The sequence below is a fragment of the Alcanivorax sp. genome, from assembly GCF_002726155.1.
Taxonomy (GTDB): domain Bacteria; phylum Pseudomonadota; class Gammaproteobacteria; order Pseudomonadales; family Alcanivoracaceae; genus Alcanivorax.
In genome coordinates this window covers 86,470-99,224 of sequence record NZ_PBSH01000005.1, presented here as the reverse complement: position 1 = coordinate 99,224, position 12,755 = coordinate 86,470, and the positions used below count along the sequence as shown (strand labels likewise).

At 57.8% G+C, this 12,755-nt stretch carries 14 protein-coding genes; 5 read left to right on the top strand and 9 right to left on the bottom strand.

The features are described 5' to 3' along the window. Window positions 1–225 precede the first annotated feature (225 nt). Window positions 226–909, top strand: coding sequence for an OmpW/AlkL family protein (locus CL546_RS01815; RefSeq protein WP_290492650.1), 684 nt, complete (start codon window positions 226–228; stop codon window positions 907–909). Between the two features lie 167 nt (window positions 910–1,076). Here the strand turns inward: CL546_RS01815 and glpE are convergent, their stop codons facing one another. Next, window positions 1,077–1,397 (bottom strand): thiosulfate sulfurtransferase GlpE, encoded by a 321-nt coding sequence (glpE, locus tag CL546_RS01810; RefSeq protein ID WP_290492649.1) that lies wholly within the window; start codon window positions 1,395–1,397, stop codon window positions 1,077–1,079. Window positions 1,398–1,399: 2 nt separating this feature from the next. Further along, complete coding sequence (gene rhlB, locus CL546_RS01805) at window positions 1,400–2,686, bottom strand: ATP-dependent RNA helicase RhlB (RefSeq protein WP_290492648.1); 1,287 nt, start codon at window positions 2,684–2,686, stop codon at window positions 1,400–1,402. 133 nt (window positions 2,687–2,819) lie between these two features. Between rhlB and CL546_RS01800 the strand changes: the two genes are divergently transcribed. After that, window positions 2,820–3,083: a DUF1145 domain-containing protein gene (locus CL546_RS01800; RefSeq protein WP_039926305.1), complete on the top strand. Its 264-nt coding sequence runs from the start codon at window positions 2,820–2,822 to the stop codon at window positions 3,081–3,083. A 12-nt stretch (window positions 3,084–3,095) separates the two neighbouring features. On the opposite strand, the gene CL546_RS01795 is transcribed toward CL546_RS01800, so the two are convergent. From CL546_RS01795 to CL546_RS01780, 4 genes are all read right to left on the bottom strand, one after another. Continuing rightward, window positions 3,096–3,686, bottom strand: coding sequence for a DUF938 domain-containing protein (locus tag CL546_RS01795; RefSeq protein WP_290492645.1), 591 nt, complete (start codon window positions 3,684–3,686; stop codon window positions 3,096–3,098). An 81-nt stretch (window positions 3,687–3,767) separates the two neighbouring features. Continuing rightward, window positions 3,768–4,607, bottom strand: a complete 840-nt coding sequence (locus CL546_RS01790) for an SDR family NAD(P)-dependent oxidoreductase (RefSeq protein WP_290492644.1) — start codon at window positions 4,605–4,607, stop codon at window positions 3,768–3,770. A 326-nt stretch (window positions 4,608–4,933) separates the two neighbouring features. Then, window positions 4,934–5,680, bottom strand: a complete 747-nt coding sequence (locus CL546_RS01785; RefSeq protein ID WP_290492731.1) for a lysophospholipid acyltransferase family protein — start codon at window positions 5,678–5,680, stop codon at window positions 4,934–4,936. A gap of 106 nt (window positions 5,681–5,786) precedes the next feature. Beyond that, on the bottom strand, window positions 5,787–6,413 hold the full coding sequence (locus tag CL546_RS01780) for an START domain-containing protein (RefSeq protein ID WP_366603354.1): 627 nt from the start codon (window positions 6,411–6,413) through the stop codon (window positions 5,787–5,789). Window positions 6,414–6,801: 388 nt separating this feature from the next. On the opposite strand from CL546_RS01780, the gene CL546_RS01775 reads away from it, so the two are divergent. Together CL546_RS01775 and CL546_RS01770 are read left to right on the top strand one after the other, a co-directional pair. Next, window positions 6,802–8,103 (top strand): sialidase family protein, encoded by a 1,302-nt coding sequence (locus CL546_RS01775; RefSeq protein WP_290492642.1) that lies wholly within the window; start codon window positions 6,802–6,804, stop codon window positions 8,101–8,103. Beyond that, window positions 8,103–8,765: a hypothetical protein gene (locus CL546_RS01770; RefSeq protein ID WP_290492641.1), complete on the top strand. Its 663-nt coding sequence runs from the start codon at window positions 8,103–8,105 to the stop codon at window positions 8,763–8,765. The genes CL546_RS01775 and CL546_RS01770 overlap by 1 nt, the downstream gene beginning before the upstream one ends. Here CL546_RS01770 and CL546_RS01765 read toward each other — a convergent pair. Then, complete coding sequence (locus CL546_RS01765) at window positions 8,693–10,246, bottom strand: sodium:solute symporter family protein (protein ID WP_290492639.1); 1,554 nt, start codon at window positions 10,244–10,246, stop codon at window positions 8,693–8,695. The two genes, CL546_RS01770 and CL546_RS01765, sit on opposite strands and share 73 nt — an antisense overlap. Before the next feature lie 90 nt (window positions 10,247–10,336). Then, a complete protein-coding gene (locus CL546_RS01760; protein ID WP_082872292.1) occupies window positions 10,337–10,945 on the bottom strand; it encodes a cold-shock protein in 609 nt (202 codons plus the stop codon). Between the two features lie 213 nt (window positions 10,946–11,158). Here CL546_RS01760 and CL546_RS01755 point away from each other — a divergent pair, with 213 nt between their 5' ends. Next, window positions 11,159–12,208, top strand: coding sequence for a GNAT family N-acetyltransferase (locus tag CL546_RS01755; protein WP_290492636.1), 1,050 nt, complete (start codon window positions 11,159–11,161; stop codon window positions 12,206–12,208). A 22-nt stretch (window positions 12,209–12,230) separates the two neighbouring features. On the opposite strand, the gene CL546_RS01750 is transcribed toward CL546_RS01755, so the two are convergent. After that, complete coding sequence (locus CL546_RS01750; protein ID WP_290492634.1) at window positions 12,231–12,596, bottom strand: hypothetical protein; 366 nt, start codon at window positions 12,594–12,596, stop codon at window positions 12,231–12,233. Window positions 12,597–12,755: the final 159 nt, after the last annotated feature.

The window sequence follows — 12,755 nt, the reverse complement described above, 5'->3', positions numbered from 1 at the left end:
TGAATCGAGCGGGGCGCCAATATGTCTGGACATCCAGTCTGGTAGTCAGTGTGCGGGCAGGCCTGTGAGGTCAGGTATCAAGTTTGAACCGCGACAGCATTTGGCGGACGCCTGATTTTTTATTGATGCAGCGCAATGCTTGGTATCCGAGTGTGGCGTTCAATGGTGCCGTGTTGACCCATCAGGGGATTCACTCCGGGTTTTTGAATGAATAAGGGGAAGGGTATGAAACTGCGCGGACAGGGAAAAAGTGTGTTGATGTTGTCCACCGTCTTGTTGGCCGGGCCTGTCGTGGCTCATCAATCCGGTGACTTCATCGTACGCATGGGGGGGATCAAGGTTGCTCCTGATGTGGGCAGTGATGCTTTCGATTCGGCATTGCCAGTAGTTGGCGGGCTGGAGGTCGATGTGGACGATGATACCCAGTTGGGGTTGACGTTCGCTTATATGGTGACAGACAACATCGGTGTTGAACTGGTTGGGGCAACGCCGTTCACCCATGACATCATTCTGGATACCGGGGGAAGTGGGGTGGTGATTGGCGAAACCAGCCATTTGCCACCGACGTTGCTGGCGCAGTTTTATGCTCCCCAGTTGGGTCCTGTACGCGGGTATCTTGGAGCCGGGGTGAACTACACGCTGTTTTTCGATGACAGCATTGATGATGCCGTAGTGAGTCCTTTGCTGGGCGGTGCTGATGTGGATGTGAAGCTGAGCAATTCCGTGGGCTTTGCCTGGGAAGTGGGGGCGGATTTCCTCATCAATGAAAACTGGCTGCTCAATGCTAGCGTCTGGAATATCGATATCGATACCGAAGCGCGGCTGTATGTGAACGACGCTCGGGTGGATAAAATCGATGTTGAAATTGACCCTTGGGTCTACATGGTCGGCGTGGGCTATCGTTTTTAGGGGGTATTACACGCTTCACGCAGCACCTTGAACGCTGTCGTAAAGTCACGGTGAACTTGGACGACAGGGCGGAGAGTATGGTGAACGATCTCCGCCCTGTGTCTTCCGGCTTGGCGTGTAGCGTGCGGCGTGTTGCTTCCAGCGGATTTAGCTAGTGTGAACAGGCCCTAAGCCATTTCTTCCAGGCATTCCGGGAATTGCTGGCGAAACACCTCGTAGCCGCCGTCCAGGCTGACGGCATTGCTGAAGCCTTGTTCGCCCAGCCAGTCCGCAGCATTCTGACTGCTGTTGCCGTGGTAGCAGTACACCACCAAGGCTTGGTCTGCAGCGGTGTTGGCGAGAAACTGATCCACGTTGGCCTGGCTTAAATGCACCGCACCTTGTAGGTGTCCGGCGGCAAAGCTGGCAGGGTCGCGGATATCGACAAACAGAGTATCACCCCGATCAAACAGGTTTTTTCCATCCGTAGGGCTGATTCGCGTTGCCATGGTCAGTCCTTCTTTTCTGCGTTTTGCGTGGTGTCGTTGCCCGGCGTTTTCACTGGGGCAGCCGTTTCTTTCTCGGCCAGCAGATCGGCGGGCGGGTATTCGCATTCCAGCTTCATGCCGATGGCGTTTTCCAGTTCCGGCAACAGGAAGGCATCGTCTTCACAGGCGAAGCTGATTGACATGCCGCTGGCGCCGGCGCGGCCGGTGCGGCCGATGCGGTGTACGTAATCTTCCGGGTCTTCCGGCAGATTGTAGTTCACCACATGGGAGACGCCGTCGATGTGGATGCCTCGGCCTGCCACGTCGGTGGCGATCAGTACCTGCAGATCACCGGCTCGGAAACGTTCCAGAGTCTTGCTGCGCTGGGTCTGCGGCACGTCGCCGGAAATCAGAGAGACTTTCAGCCCTTTCTTGTGTAACCGGTCGCTGACCCGGCGGGTAATATCCCGGCGGTTGGCAAACACGATCACCTTGTCCATGTTCATGCCGGTGATCAGGTTATAGAGCAGCTTGAACTTGTCGTCGGTATTGGTGATGTAGACCTTCTGCTCGACGGTGTCGGTGGTGACCTGAGTGGGCTCGATCTCCACTACTTCTGCGTCCTGGGTCCAGCGACGGGACAGGTTCATCACATCGTCGTTGAAGGTGGCCGAGAACAGCTGGGTCTGGCGGTACTGGCTTTTCGGAGTCATGCCGACAATGCGTTTCACATCGGGGATAAAGCCCATGTCCAGCATGCGGTCGGCTTCGTCCAGCACCAGGAACTCCACCCGGTCGAGCCACAGGTCGCGGCGCTTGGCGAAGTCGAGCAACCGCCCGGGAGTCGCGACCAGAATATCAATCAGCTTGTTTTGCAGACGTTCCTGCTGACGATTGAAGTTCATGCCGCCGACCACACTCATCACCTGCAGGTCGGTGTGCTTGGCCAGAACCTTGGCGTCTTTTTCGATCTGCATGGCCAGCTCCCGGGTGGGGGCCACGATCAGGGCACGGGGTTCACCGGCAAAGCGTTGCACGTCGATAGGGTGCTTGAGCAGGTCGTTGATCACGGTGATCAGAAAGGCGGCGGTTTTCCCGGTGCCGGTCTGGGCCCGGCCGATGGCATCGGCGCCAGCAAGGGTGTGGGTCAGTACTTCAGCCTGAATGGGGGTGCAGTACTGAAAACCGGAATCAGCGATACCGTGCATCAGGTCCAGGTGCAGGTCGAAATCGTGAAAGCGGCTCTCGCCTTCCTTTTCCGGGACCTGAAATTGCTCCAGGCTCCAGGAGCTTGCCTTGTCTTTTTGCATGTATTCGCTCAGTCTGAATGCGAGAGATTTTGTGAGTGCAGTCGCCTTGTGTTCCTGTCTGGCAGGGCTTTGAAGGCGTCTCCAAACATCACAGTGTAGAAAAAATAGCCAGCGCTGTCAGAGGATGTTTGTTATGGGCTTACTTCGCGGCGTTATTGTAGTGTTTTGGGTGGGGGTACTGTTAGCCATTTTCATGGATTTACCCGCTCCCTTTGACCGCCTGCTCATTATCGCCGGCTCGGTGGTGGCGATTCTGCATGCGCTGGAATGCCTGGGCTTTGCCCTGTGGTTGCGGGGCAAAGGCCTGTTTCACTGGCGTGATGCCTTGATGACCATGATATTCGGCGTGATTTACCTTAAGCCGAGAATGCGCGGGGTTCGCCGCGCTCGCGCCTGAAACCGTCGCTTCTTACCCAAACACCAGTACCCGGTTATTGGCAGGCATGGCATGGTCTGTCAGACATTGGCGGCCGTGGCGGGCAAATTCCTGCTCTATCCATTCCTTGTCGCGGATGCCCCGCTGCGGATCAGTGGCTTTCAGCCAATCTTCAAACTGTCGATTTGAATCGCTGGTGAACTGCCCATCATAGTTGAAGGGGCCGTAGACCAAGAATAACCCTGTTGTGCTGAGTCGTTGGCAGCCTTCAGCAATGCAGTGAGCGACCAGCGATTGCGCCATGATGTGGAACGTATTGGCGGTGAACAGATAATCAAATGGTCCAGTGGGCCATTGGCCCGCCACATCCAGCGCCAACGGTGTTTTTGCCGGATTAGGGCTCTGGCTCAGCCAGTGGCGAATGGTGGGCAGATTTTCAGGGACGTCCGAGGGTTGCCATTGCAGATGGGGCAGCTGTGCAGATAACCAGGCTGCGTGCTGTCCGGTGCCAGCGCCGATTTCCAGCAAGGCGCCGGGGGCCTGACAGTGTTGCTGTAAAACCTGAAGAATGGGGCCTTTGTTGTTTTCGGCCGCCTGGGAGAAAGGAACCTCTGAGGATGTCATGGCTACTCCTGTGAGTGAGCAGCCATGGCACCATCAAAGGCTTTTTCTGGCAAGGGAAAAGCGTGATTCCCTGGCCGGTTGTTACTTTTTGCTCATGTACTTCTGGCCCATGGCCACCAGCTTCTGGTAGCTGGTGGGCAGCAGGCGCTGCATGGCGTCCACGGCAACCGCGTCCGAGCCGATCAGGACGCGGCGTTTGTTACTGCGCACGCCCTTGAGGATGGTGCTGGCGGCCTCTTCCGGGGTGGTGCGGAACATCTTCTCGAAGTCCTGGATGGATTGTTCCTTGCTGGCACCAGTGATGCGCTCAACGCCTTCGCTCATGCGCGCAGCTTTGGCAATATTGGTCTTGATGCCGCCCGGGTGGATAGAGGTACAGGACACCGGGCTGCCTTCCATTTCCAGTTCGATACGCAGGGATTCAGTGAAGCCGCGTACGGCGAACTTGGCGGCGTTGTAGGCGGACTGTGTGGGAATGCCAACCAGACCGAAGATGGAGGAGATGTTGATGATGTGGCCTTCGCCGGATTGCTTCAGGTAGGGCAGGAAGGCCTTGGTGCCATAGACCACACCCCAGAAGTTGATGTTCATCAACCATTCGAAGTCGTCGTAGTTCATGTCTTCCACGGTGGCGCCCAGTGCCACACCGGCGTTGTTGAAGATCATGTTGGCCTGGCCAAAATGGTTGACCACATCGTCGGCGAAATCATAAAACGCCTGACGGTTTGCCACGTCCAGTACCTTGGTCATCACGCGGTCTTCGCCGAGATTCAGGCTGTTGGCGGTTTCTTTCAGGCCGGCTTCATTGATGTCGGAGAGCGCAAGCTTTGCGCCGGATGCCGCCAGTTCCTGAGCCAGGGCACGGCCGATGCCCGAGCCGGCACCGGTGATGACAGCCACTTTGTCTTTGAAATTCTTCATGATCACTCCTGTGTCCACTCCCGCAGGGGCGGCTGCGTTGTTGAGTTGAAAGTGCTGAGTTCAAAAGCGCGAGCCATAGCAGTGGGAAACGAAAACCCGGGCATCCGTGTCGCATCGTTATCTGAATTTGCGGCACAGCTTTCAGGTTTTGATAAGCCATCCGGCGTCTTTCAGCGCTGGACTTTGCACTTTCAGCTCGATTCAGGCGATCGAGTGTAGACACTTTGTCACTGCAGAATGGGCCAATCTTGTCGGACAACATGCCCGGGCCGTGGCATTGGCGCCACGGTGGGCTGGCGCTGGGGTAAAGCTTGTCCGGAATGCGGCTAAAGTGAAGGCTGCGGGCAGCTGTCGTCGAGCGGTGTGGCAATGGCGGCCTGACTTTGCTGTATCAGAACTCGCAGTTCTTCTTCGCTGTTGCCATTCACGGCGAGCGGTGGGTGCAGCATGAGGCGAGTTGTGGCGCCGGGGTGAAGCCTTAAGGTGCCGGCAGGAAGAATGTCGAAGGTACCGGACACGGTCACGGGTAACACCGGCAGCTGCAGCTCCTGGGCCATCTTGAAAGCGCCTTTCTTGAACGGTTTGAGCTGGCCGTCGCGGCTGCGGGTGCCTTCGGGGAAAAACAAGACGCTGGCCCCGTTGGCCAGCCGTGCCCGGGCCTCGTTGAGTGATGCAATGGCCGCCTCGGTGTTGGCGCGGTTGATAAAAACGTGGCCGAGCCTTTCACAGCAGATGCCGATAACCGGGACTTTGCGCAGCTCGTGTTTCATCACCCAGCGAAAATCCACTCCCAGGTAGCCGTACAACACAAAGATGTCGAACTGACTGAGGTGATTGGCGACGATAACGTAGCTTTGCCCGGGTTGAAGATTGTGGCGGCCGTGCACGTCGACCCGTACGCCGCTATAAAGCAGGCAGAGTCTTGCCCAGGGAATGGCGCTGAGTTTGGCGACCTTGTCGGCGGGAAGAAAAGGAATCAGCAGTAAACAGGTCAGACCGGCCAGTAGAGTCGTGGCCACCATGAGTGGCACAAAGACCAACCAGCTATAGAGAAAGAAAAACAGCCTCATCATCACGTGCCGCTCTCCGGATTGTGCGCAGACGAGCCCCTATGGTAGCGGAGGGTTGGCCGAAAGTGACAGGCAGATAAGCACTTTGTTACGTTTTGGTGATGCTCCTTTACGGGCCGGGAGCGGCCTGCGGGCTGGCGTCGGCGGGCCGGCCGGGGCCATGCAGATCAATGTAGTCGTAATAATGGTTCTGGTATTCCGGCTTGTTGACGATGCGGCGAAGGCGTTCAAGCGTGAAGTAAGGGGCATCGCGGAGCAGAATATTGGCAATCCAGGCAGGGATGTAGCCGCCAGGATCCAGAATTAGCTCATAGGTCATTTCCACTTCGTGGTTACCCAGCCGGGTAAAGCCCAGTAGCCCGGTCATTTCCGGGAAGCGGATGTAGTTATTGTTGGGGGGTAAGGCATCGGGCTGATTAATCAGTGTGATCATCACCGATTCCTGCTCGGTGTTCAGGGTCTGCGTTACTTTGGCGCGCAGCACTGCTTCCCGGTCGGCCAGAGGCCAGGGCAGCTGGGTGGTAAAGCGCAGCTGTCGGTCTAGGGGGCTGGTGCGGCCGAATTCTTCTGCGCTGTCGACAAAGTGAAGCCACTTGGGGAACGCGGGGTAATCGTTGAGCAGGGCGACCAGGGAGTACTCGTCGTTCAGGGTAAAACGGGTGATGCCGCGAAACGTTTTCAAGCGGGATTCATCCCGGTGTTTCATGTACACCTGAATGTCATTGCGGTCACTCACCAGGGTCCAGTCGGGGTCCTCATTGCTGGATGCCGGTGCAGACCATGCCGGGGAAAAGGCAGAGAACAATGCAGAAAGTGCAAGCAGAAGCCAACTGAGGCAAAAAGGTCGAAGCCTGTCCATAGGGGGCGAAGAGTCCTTGTTCGCTATTCTTGGAATTGGTTTGGGCATATAACGCGACGTCATTATGACATTATCATTATAGGGCTGAACACATTTTGACCGCTTTGCCCTGTGGTTTCTCCGCGCTAACTGACAGTCGGTGCGGCAAATATGTATTAACGGCAGGCAATTTTGTGAACGGCTGCTAGACTGTCGCCCGGCGCGTTTTGCGCTGATTGAGTACTCAATAACAAGCATTTGCATATTTCTGTTGTGACGATTCCCTATGCTTAAACGAGCGTTTCATCTTTTGGTCGGTGCTGCCTTGGTGGCTGGCTATTTTGCGGCCACCCCGGCTCGGCTCTGGCAGCCGGCCCCGCAGTTGCTGGCGGCAGATCCCGCCCCGGTGCCTTCTGCTTCCCAGTGGCAAACCCGGTTTGCGTCCGATGCGGATACCAGCATGGTGCATGCCGCCTCCATGGTGGAACTGCCCGACGGCCGTTTGCGGGCTTTCTGGTTTGCCGGTACCCGTGAAGGGGCGGCGGATGTGTCCATTAATTCCGCGATCTTTGATCCCGAGTCAGGTGCCTGGTCCGACGAGACGGTGTCTGTCACCCGCGAACAAATTTCCCGGGGCTGGGGGCGCCACATCCGTAAACTCGGCAATGCGGTACCGGTGCTGGATGATGATGGCCACATGCGGTTATTTGTGGTGGCCGTCAGTTTCGGTGGTTGGGCGGCCAGCCGTCTGGTGGTGATGGAATCATCAGACCTGGGCGCCAACTGGGACTTCGATACGACATTGGTGGCGACCCCGTTCCTGAATATCAGCACGCTGGTCAAGACCCCGCCAATCCATTACAGCGATGGCTCCATCGGCTTGCCTGTGTATCACGAGATGATCGGCAAGTTCGGTGAGATTCTGCGCCTGGACCGGGATAACCGTATCCTTGGCAAAGCCCGCATCGGACATGGGCGCAAGGCCATTCAGCCGCTGGTGTTGGTGGATGACAGCAACCATGCGGTCTCTTTCCTGCGCAATGAGAATGAACCGAACAACGGGTATTTGTATCAGTCCTCCAGCAGCGATGGTGGCTGGCGCTGGTCACCGCTGGAATATGCGCCGGTGGACAATCCCAGCTCAGCCGTGGGCGGTGTGGCCATGGGGCCGGGGCATTGGCTGGTGGCGACCAACTGCAATCGTGAAGAGCGCGATGACCTGTGTATTCGTGAAACCCGTGACGCGGGGCAGCATTGGGAAGATCGCTGGTTTTTCCATAATCGTGAGCAGTGGCGGGGCAACGCATTGAAACCGGATGCGTTTGCCGACCTGATTGATGATGAATTTGTTGGTAAAGCGATCCCTGAAGATCAGCGCCTGTTCCTGGAGCGGGTAAAAGCCAACAAGTGCCAACCCCACCGAGGGTGTGAGTTTCAGTACGATTACCCGTACATGGTGCGTACCCGCAACGGGGACCTGCACCTGCTCTACACCTGGAACAAGACGGCGATCCGCCATGCCTGGCTGAAAGCGGATGCCGTGGAGGGGCGCGCGGCGCAACAACAACCAGAACAGGGAGCTCGATAATGTCACTTGATCTGGTGATTTGTGCACTGGTGCTGGTGGCGGTGCAGTTGCGTATCAGCGCCAACCTGCTGTCCTTGCGTGGGCGTGTGGTGCTGGCCGTTCTGGTTTTTGTCTGGTCACTGTTGCCCTACCCGTGGGGGCCGGGGGCCTGGGTGCTGAGTTATCTGGCGGGTTTTAGTATTTCTTCCGGCCTGCTGGCGGTGCTGGCGATTCAGCACCGTGTCGCCGGCCATTACTGGCTACCCGTGCGGGAGTTACGCACCGCCTGCTTGATGCTGGTATTGATGGCGCTGTGGTTCTACCCGATGAGCATGGGCTCCAGCTATGCGGATCCTTACTCGTTGGGTTTTGGCAGTTTTGAGTTTAGTACGGCTCTGTTGTTGATCGGCCTGCTGGCCTGGATTACGAGGGCCTATGCGTCCTGCCTGATTCTGGTGGCGGCTCAGTGCGCCTTTGGTGCCGGTTTGCTGACCAGTGACAACCTGTGGGATTACCTGATCGACCCCTGGCTGGTGTGCTGGGCGGCTGGCTGGCTGTTGCGAGATCGATTACTGCGTGCACGGGCCATGCCCGCGCCGCAGTCATCGGTTCAGCCTTCGGAGGAAGGCAGGGGCGCAGACGGTGCTGCTGAGGCGGCGGGCCAGAACAACGCCGCCAGGTAGCCGACCAGGAACATCAATACGTTGCCGATAAGGCCGGTGTAATACAGGTCGAAGGGGGCGCTCAGCGCCTCCGGCAGCAGTTGGTTATTGGTCAGGATTGTCCAGCCAGTGAACACCAGTGTGCAGCCGATGCCACACCAGGCGGCTCGCGCATTCCCTCTCTTGCTGAAGAACCCCAGTAGATACAACCCCAACATGCCGCCACCGAGCAGGGAGACCAGAATGGTGGAGGTGTCCTGCAGCGTTTTCGTGTCCGCCTGATGGAGCCACAGCGCGCCGAGAATCATTAGTCCGGTGACCGCGATGGCAATAGTCCAGGCCACCTTCAGATAGTGGCGATCATCGCGGCCGGGGCGCAGGTGGCGTCGATAGAGATCCACCACGCTGACCGTGGTTATCGAGTTGATGCTGGAATCCAGAGAGCTCATGGCTGCCGCCAGGGCTGCGGCGATCACCAACCCGGCTACGCCGGCGGGCAGGTAACCGGTAATGAAATGCGGCATCAGGGTTTCCGCCCGGGCGTCGCCGGCCAGAATGGCGCTGGCGTGCGGGTCCGGGTATGCCTGAAAGAACACCCAGAGCGCGGTGCCCAACAACATATAAAATGCCCAGATTGGCAGTGCGGTGAACAGGTAGACCCAGAGCCCGCGTCGCGCTTCCAGCGTCGATTGGGAGGCGCAATAACGCTGCACGGTGTTCTGGTTGCTGGAGTATTCGGTGAGCCAGTTGGTCAGCCCGATCAGCAGCATCATGGTGGCGGTTTTTTCGCTCAGGGAGAACGACCAGGAGGTGTCACCCGGTGCGCCGTTTTCCCACGGTGCCAGCGCAAATTTGCCGGCATTGCCGGCCTGCTCGAAGACCTGATTCAGGCCGCCGGGCAGTGCATCCAGTATTACCCACAGGCAGATAATGCCGCCGAGCAGCAGAATCACAGTCTGCAGTACATCAGTCCAGATTACCGCATCGATGCCGCCGATCACGGTGTACAGACCCACAAAGAGACCGCCCAGCACAATGGCGGTGGCCGGTGACAGATCCGTGACCTGCTGAATCAACAGCGACAGCAGCCACAGAATCATGGCCAGGCGCACCAGTTGTGCCACCAGGAATGCCACGGCGCCATACACACGAATGGACGGGCCGTAGCGTTGTTCGAGAAATTCGTAAGCGCTGGTCATATTGCCGCGCCGGAAAAACGGCAGAAACACGAAAGCGGCCACCAGCATGGCGGGTAGCAAGGCCAGGTTGGGGAGATAACGAAGCCAGTCGGTCTTGAAGGCGTCGGCGGGGTAGGCCAGGAACGTGATGGAGCTGATGGACGTGCCCACCAGAGACAGGCCGATCACCCAGCCACGGAAGCGGCGACCGCCAACAAAATATTCTTCGGTGTTGGTGTTACGGCGGGAAAAGTAGAAGCCGATACCCAGCACCACACACAGGTAGCCGGCGAGGACCACCCAATCAGCCGTTGCTAGTGTCATTATTGTTATTCCGCTGCAGGCAATCAGGTGGCACGCAACACGCCGCCGCGTGCAGCCTGTCGCGTGCCGCGTGATGCGACTTATGTTGCTTTATTGCTCGATATAAACGTTATCGGCCTGTTCCCCACGGTCGGACATGCGGGTATCGAAACGCACCTTGGTGCCGGTGCGCAGGCTGCGACGGCCGCCGTTCTGTACCGCTTTGAAGTGCACGAATAGCTCTTCGCCGCTGTCAGTAAGAATGAAGCCGAAGCCCTTGTTGGGGTTGAACCACTTCACTTCACCACGCTGCTGGCCATTGCTGCCGGGCAAAGAGGGCAGGGGCAGGTTGGCTGGCACCAGCTTGCTGAAGGGAATCAGCGGCAGCAGGTAGGCGAGGACCGGGATCCACAGCCACGCCTGGTGGGTGAACACGGTGTTGCCATGGCTGGCTACCAGGCCGGCCAGGTAGAAGAACACCGCCACATGCAGCGGCAGCCGCTGGCGACCGCCAAGCAGGCAGACCAGATTCACGGCAGCGGCCAGCAACAGGCCCAGGCCGGTTTGTTGACTGTGGATGTTGGAAACCTGAATCATGGCCAGGTTTTCGTGGATGGTCACCAGGGCCATTTCCGGCGCAAACAGAAGCCAGGCGCCAGGGATGGCCAGCAACAGGGTGACGATGACGTAAAAAATAGTCAGCGATTTAGAGACATTCATGGAATTGACGTTACCTTGTTTAAGCAATGAGTGATAAAAGTAAGGATAAAAACCGCCAGATGACGAGGCGGTATTGCGCGGTTAATGTGCCCGGGTAAAACCCCCGTTACCGTTGCCCTTTTTGTTGGCAGGGCTTGCCGGTAATGACTGTCAGGCGCCACACAATCCGGGCATTGTACCCAAGCTGGCGGTGAAACTCATGTTGGAGTCATTTTGACGTCATATCCATTCCTGAACCCGGCTTTTTTTCAGGCGTTGCAGCAGTGCGGCGCCACCACACCTGAGACTGGCTGGTCGCCCTGCCATGTGGAGCGTGAAGGGGCGTGGCTGCCCCTGTACGAGCGTGATCATTCCCGTGGCGAGTACGTATTCGATTTCAGCTGGGCGGACGCCTATCAACGCCATGGGCTGGCTTATTACCCCAAACTGGTGACCTCGGTACCGTTCACGCCGGTCGTGGGGCCACGCTGGCTGGGCGACTGGAGCCCGGACGCGCTTTGGCAGGCAGTGAATGAGCAACTGACAGAGCGGCAGGCCAGCGGCTGGCATCTGCTGTTTCCGGACCAGGCCAGCCGTGAGACGCTGGCAGAGCTGCCGTTGGTGTCTCGTCAGGCCTGCCATTTTCGCTGGTTCAATCGTAACTATGTCGATTTCGAGGGGTTTCTGGCCCGGTTTCAGTCCCGCAAACGCAAGAATCTACGCAAGGAGCGGCGGCGAATTCAGGAGCAGGGCATCCAGGTCGAACGGCGCCGGGGGGCTGAAATCCAGCCGGATGACTGGGCCTTGTTCTACCGTTGCTATGCCAGCACCTATCACAAGCGCGGGCAGATGCCGTATCTGAACGAGGCCTTTTTTGCGACGGTGGCAGAACAGCAAGGAGAGCAGCTGATGATGGTGCTGGCCCGGGATGACAATACCCAGGCACCCATCGCGGCGGCCCTGTATTTCTTCGACGATACCCAGCTTTACGGCCGTTACTGGGGCTGCCTGCAGGAGCGTGATTGTCTGCATTTCGAAATGTGCTACTACCAGGGCATCGAGTTTGCCATTGAGCAGCAGTTGCAGGAATTTGATCCGGGCGTGCAGGGTGAGCACAAGATTCTGCGCGGCTTCGAGCCGGTGATTACCTGGTCAATGCACTATTTGCGCGAACCGGCGTTTCAGCGGGCGATCGGGGATTTCTGTGAGGAAGAGGCGCTGCATGTGCAGCGCTATCAGGACGAAGCGCGGACTTTGCTGCCTTTTCGGCGCGACGGCATATAGCGCCGGGAATCGGCAGTCTGAGTCAGGCGGCTAGCTGCTTTTCACGCTGGTACAGCAGCGCCATGGTGACCTTGTCGCACAGATCTGCCTGGGGATGATCCGGGGATTTCGGGCCCAGGGTGTCTGTCACGTCTTCGAGGTCGCAGTTCTGCGGGTCGTTCAGGTCGGCAAAGAACTCCCAGGCATGGCCGCGATTGTCCACCAGGGTGCCGGTGTAGATGCCGTCATCGAAACGGCATATAGAAGAAAAGACAGTTTCATCCAGCGCAAAGCCTTGCGCGTCGACCCAGGCGGATAGTGCCGGGTCCAGGCTACCGTTACGGACCTGCTCGGTGGCGTGGGCCACAAATTCCCAAGTATTGCGGGTGCTGGCTTTACTGAATTCCATTGCTTCGTCCTCGTCCTATGAGGTTGATCGTCCTTGAAAGCGTGACGCCTATCACAGTTATGCCGATCAACGGCAGTGTTTCGGAGATGTTCGTATTCTGCCCGTACTTTTGTGCCAATGCATAGGGAGGAGGCTCTGATAGTTGTAAGTTAAAACTGA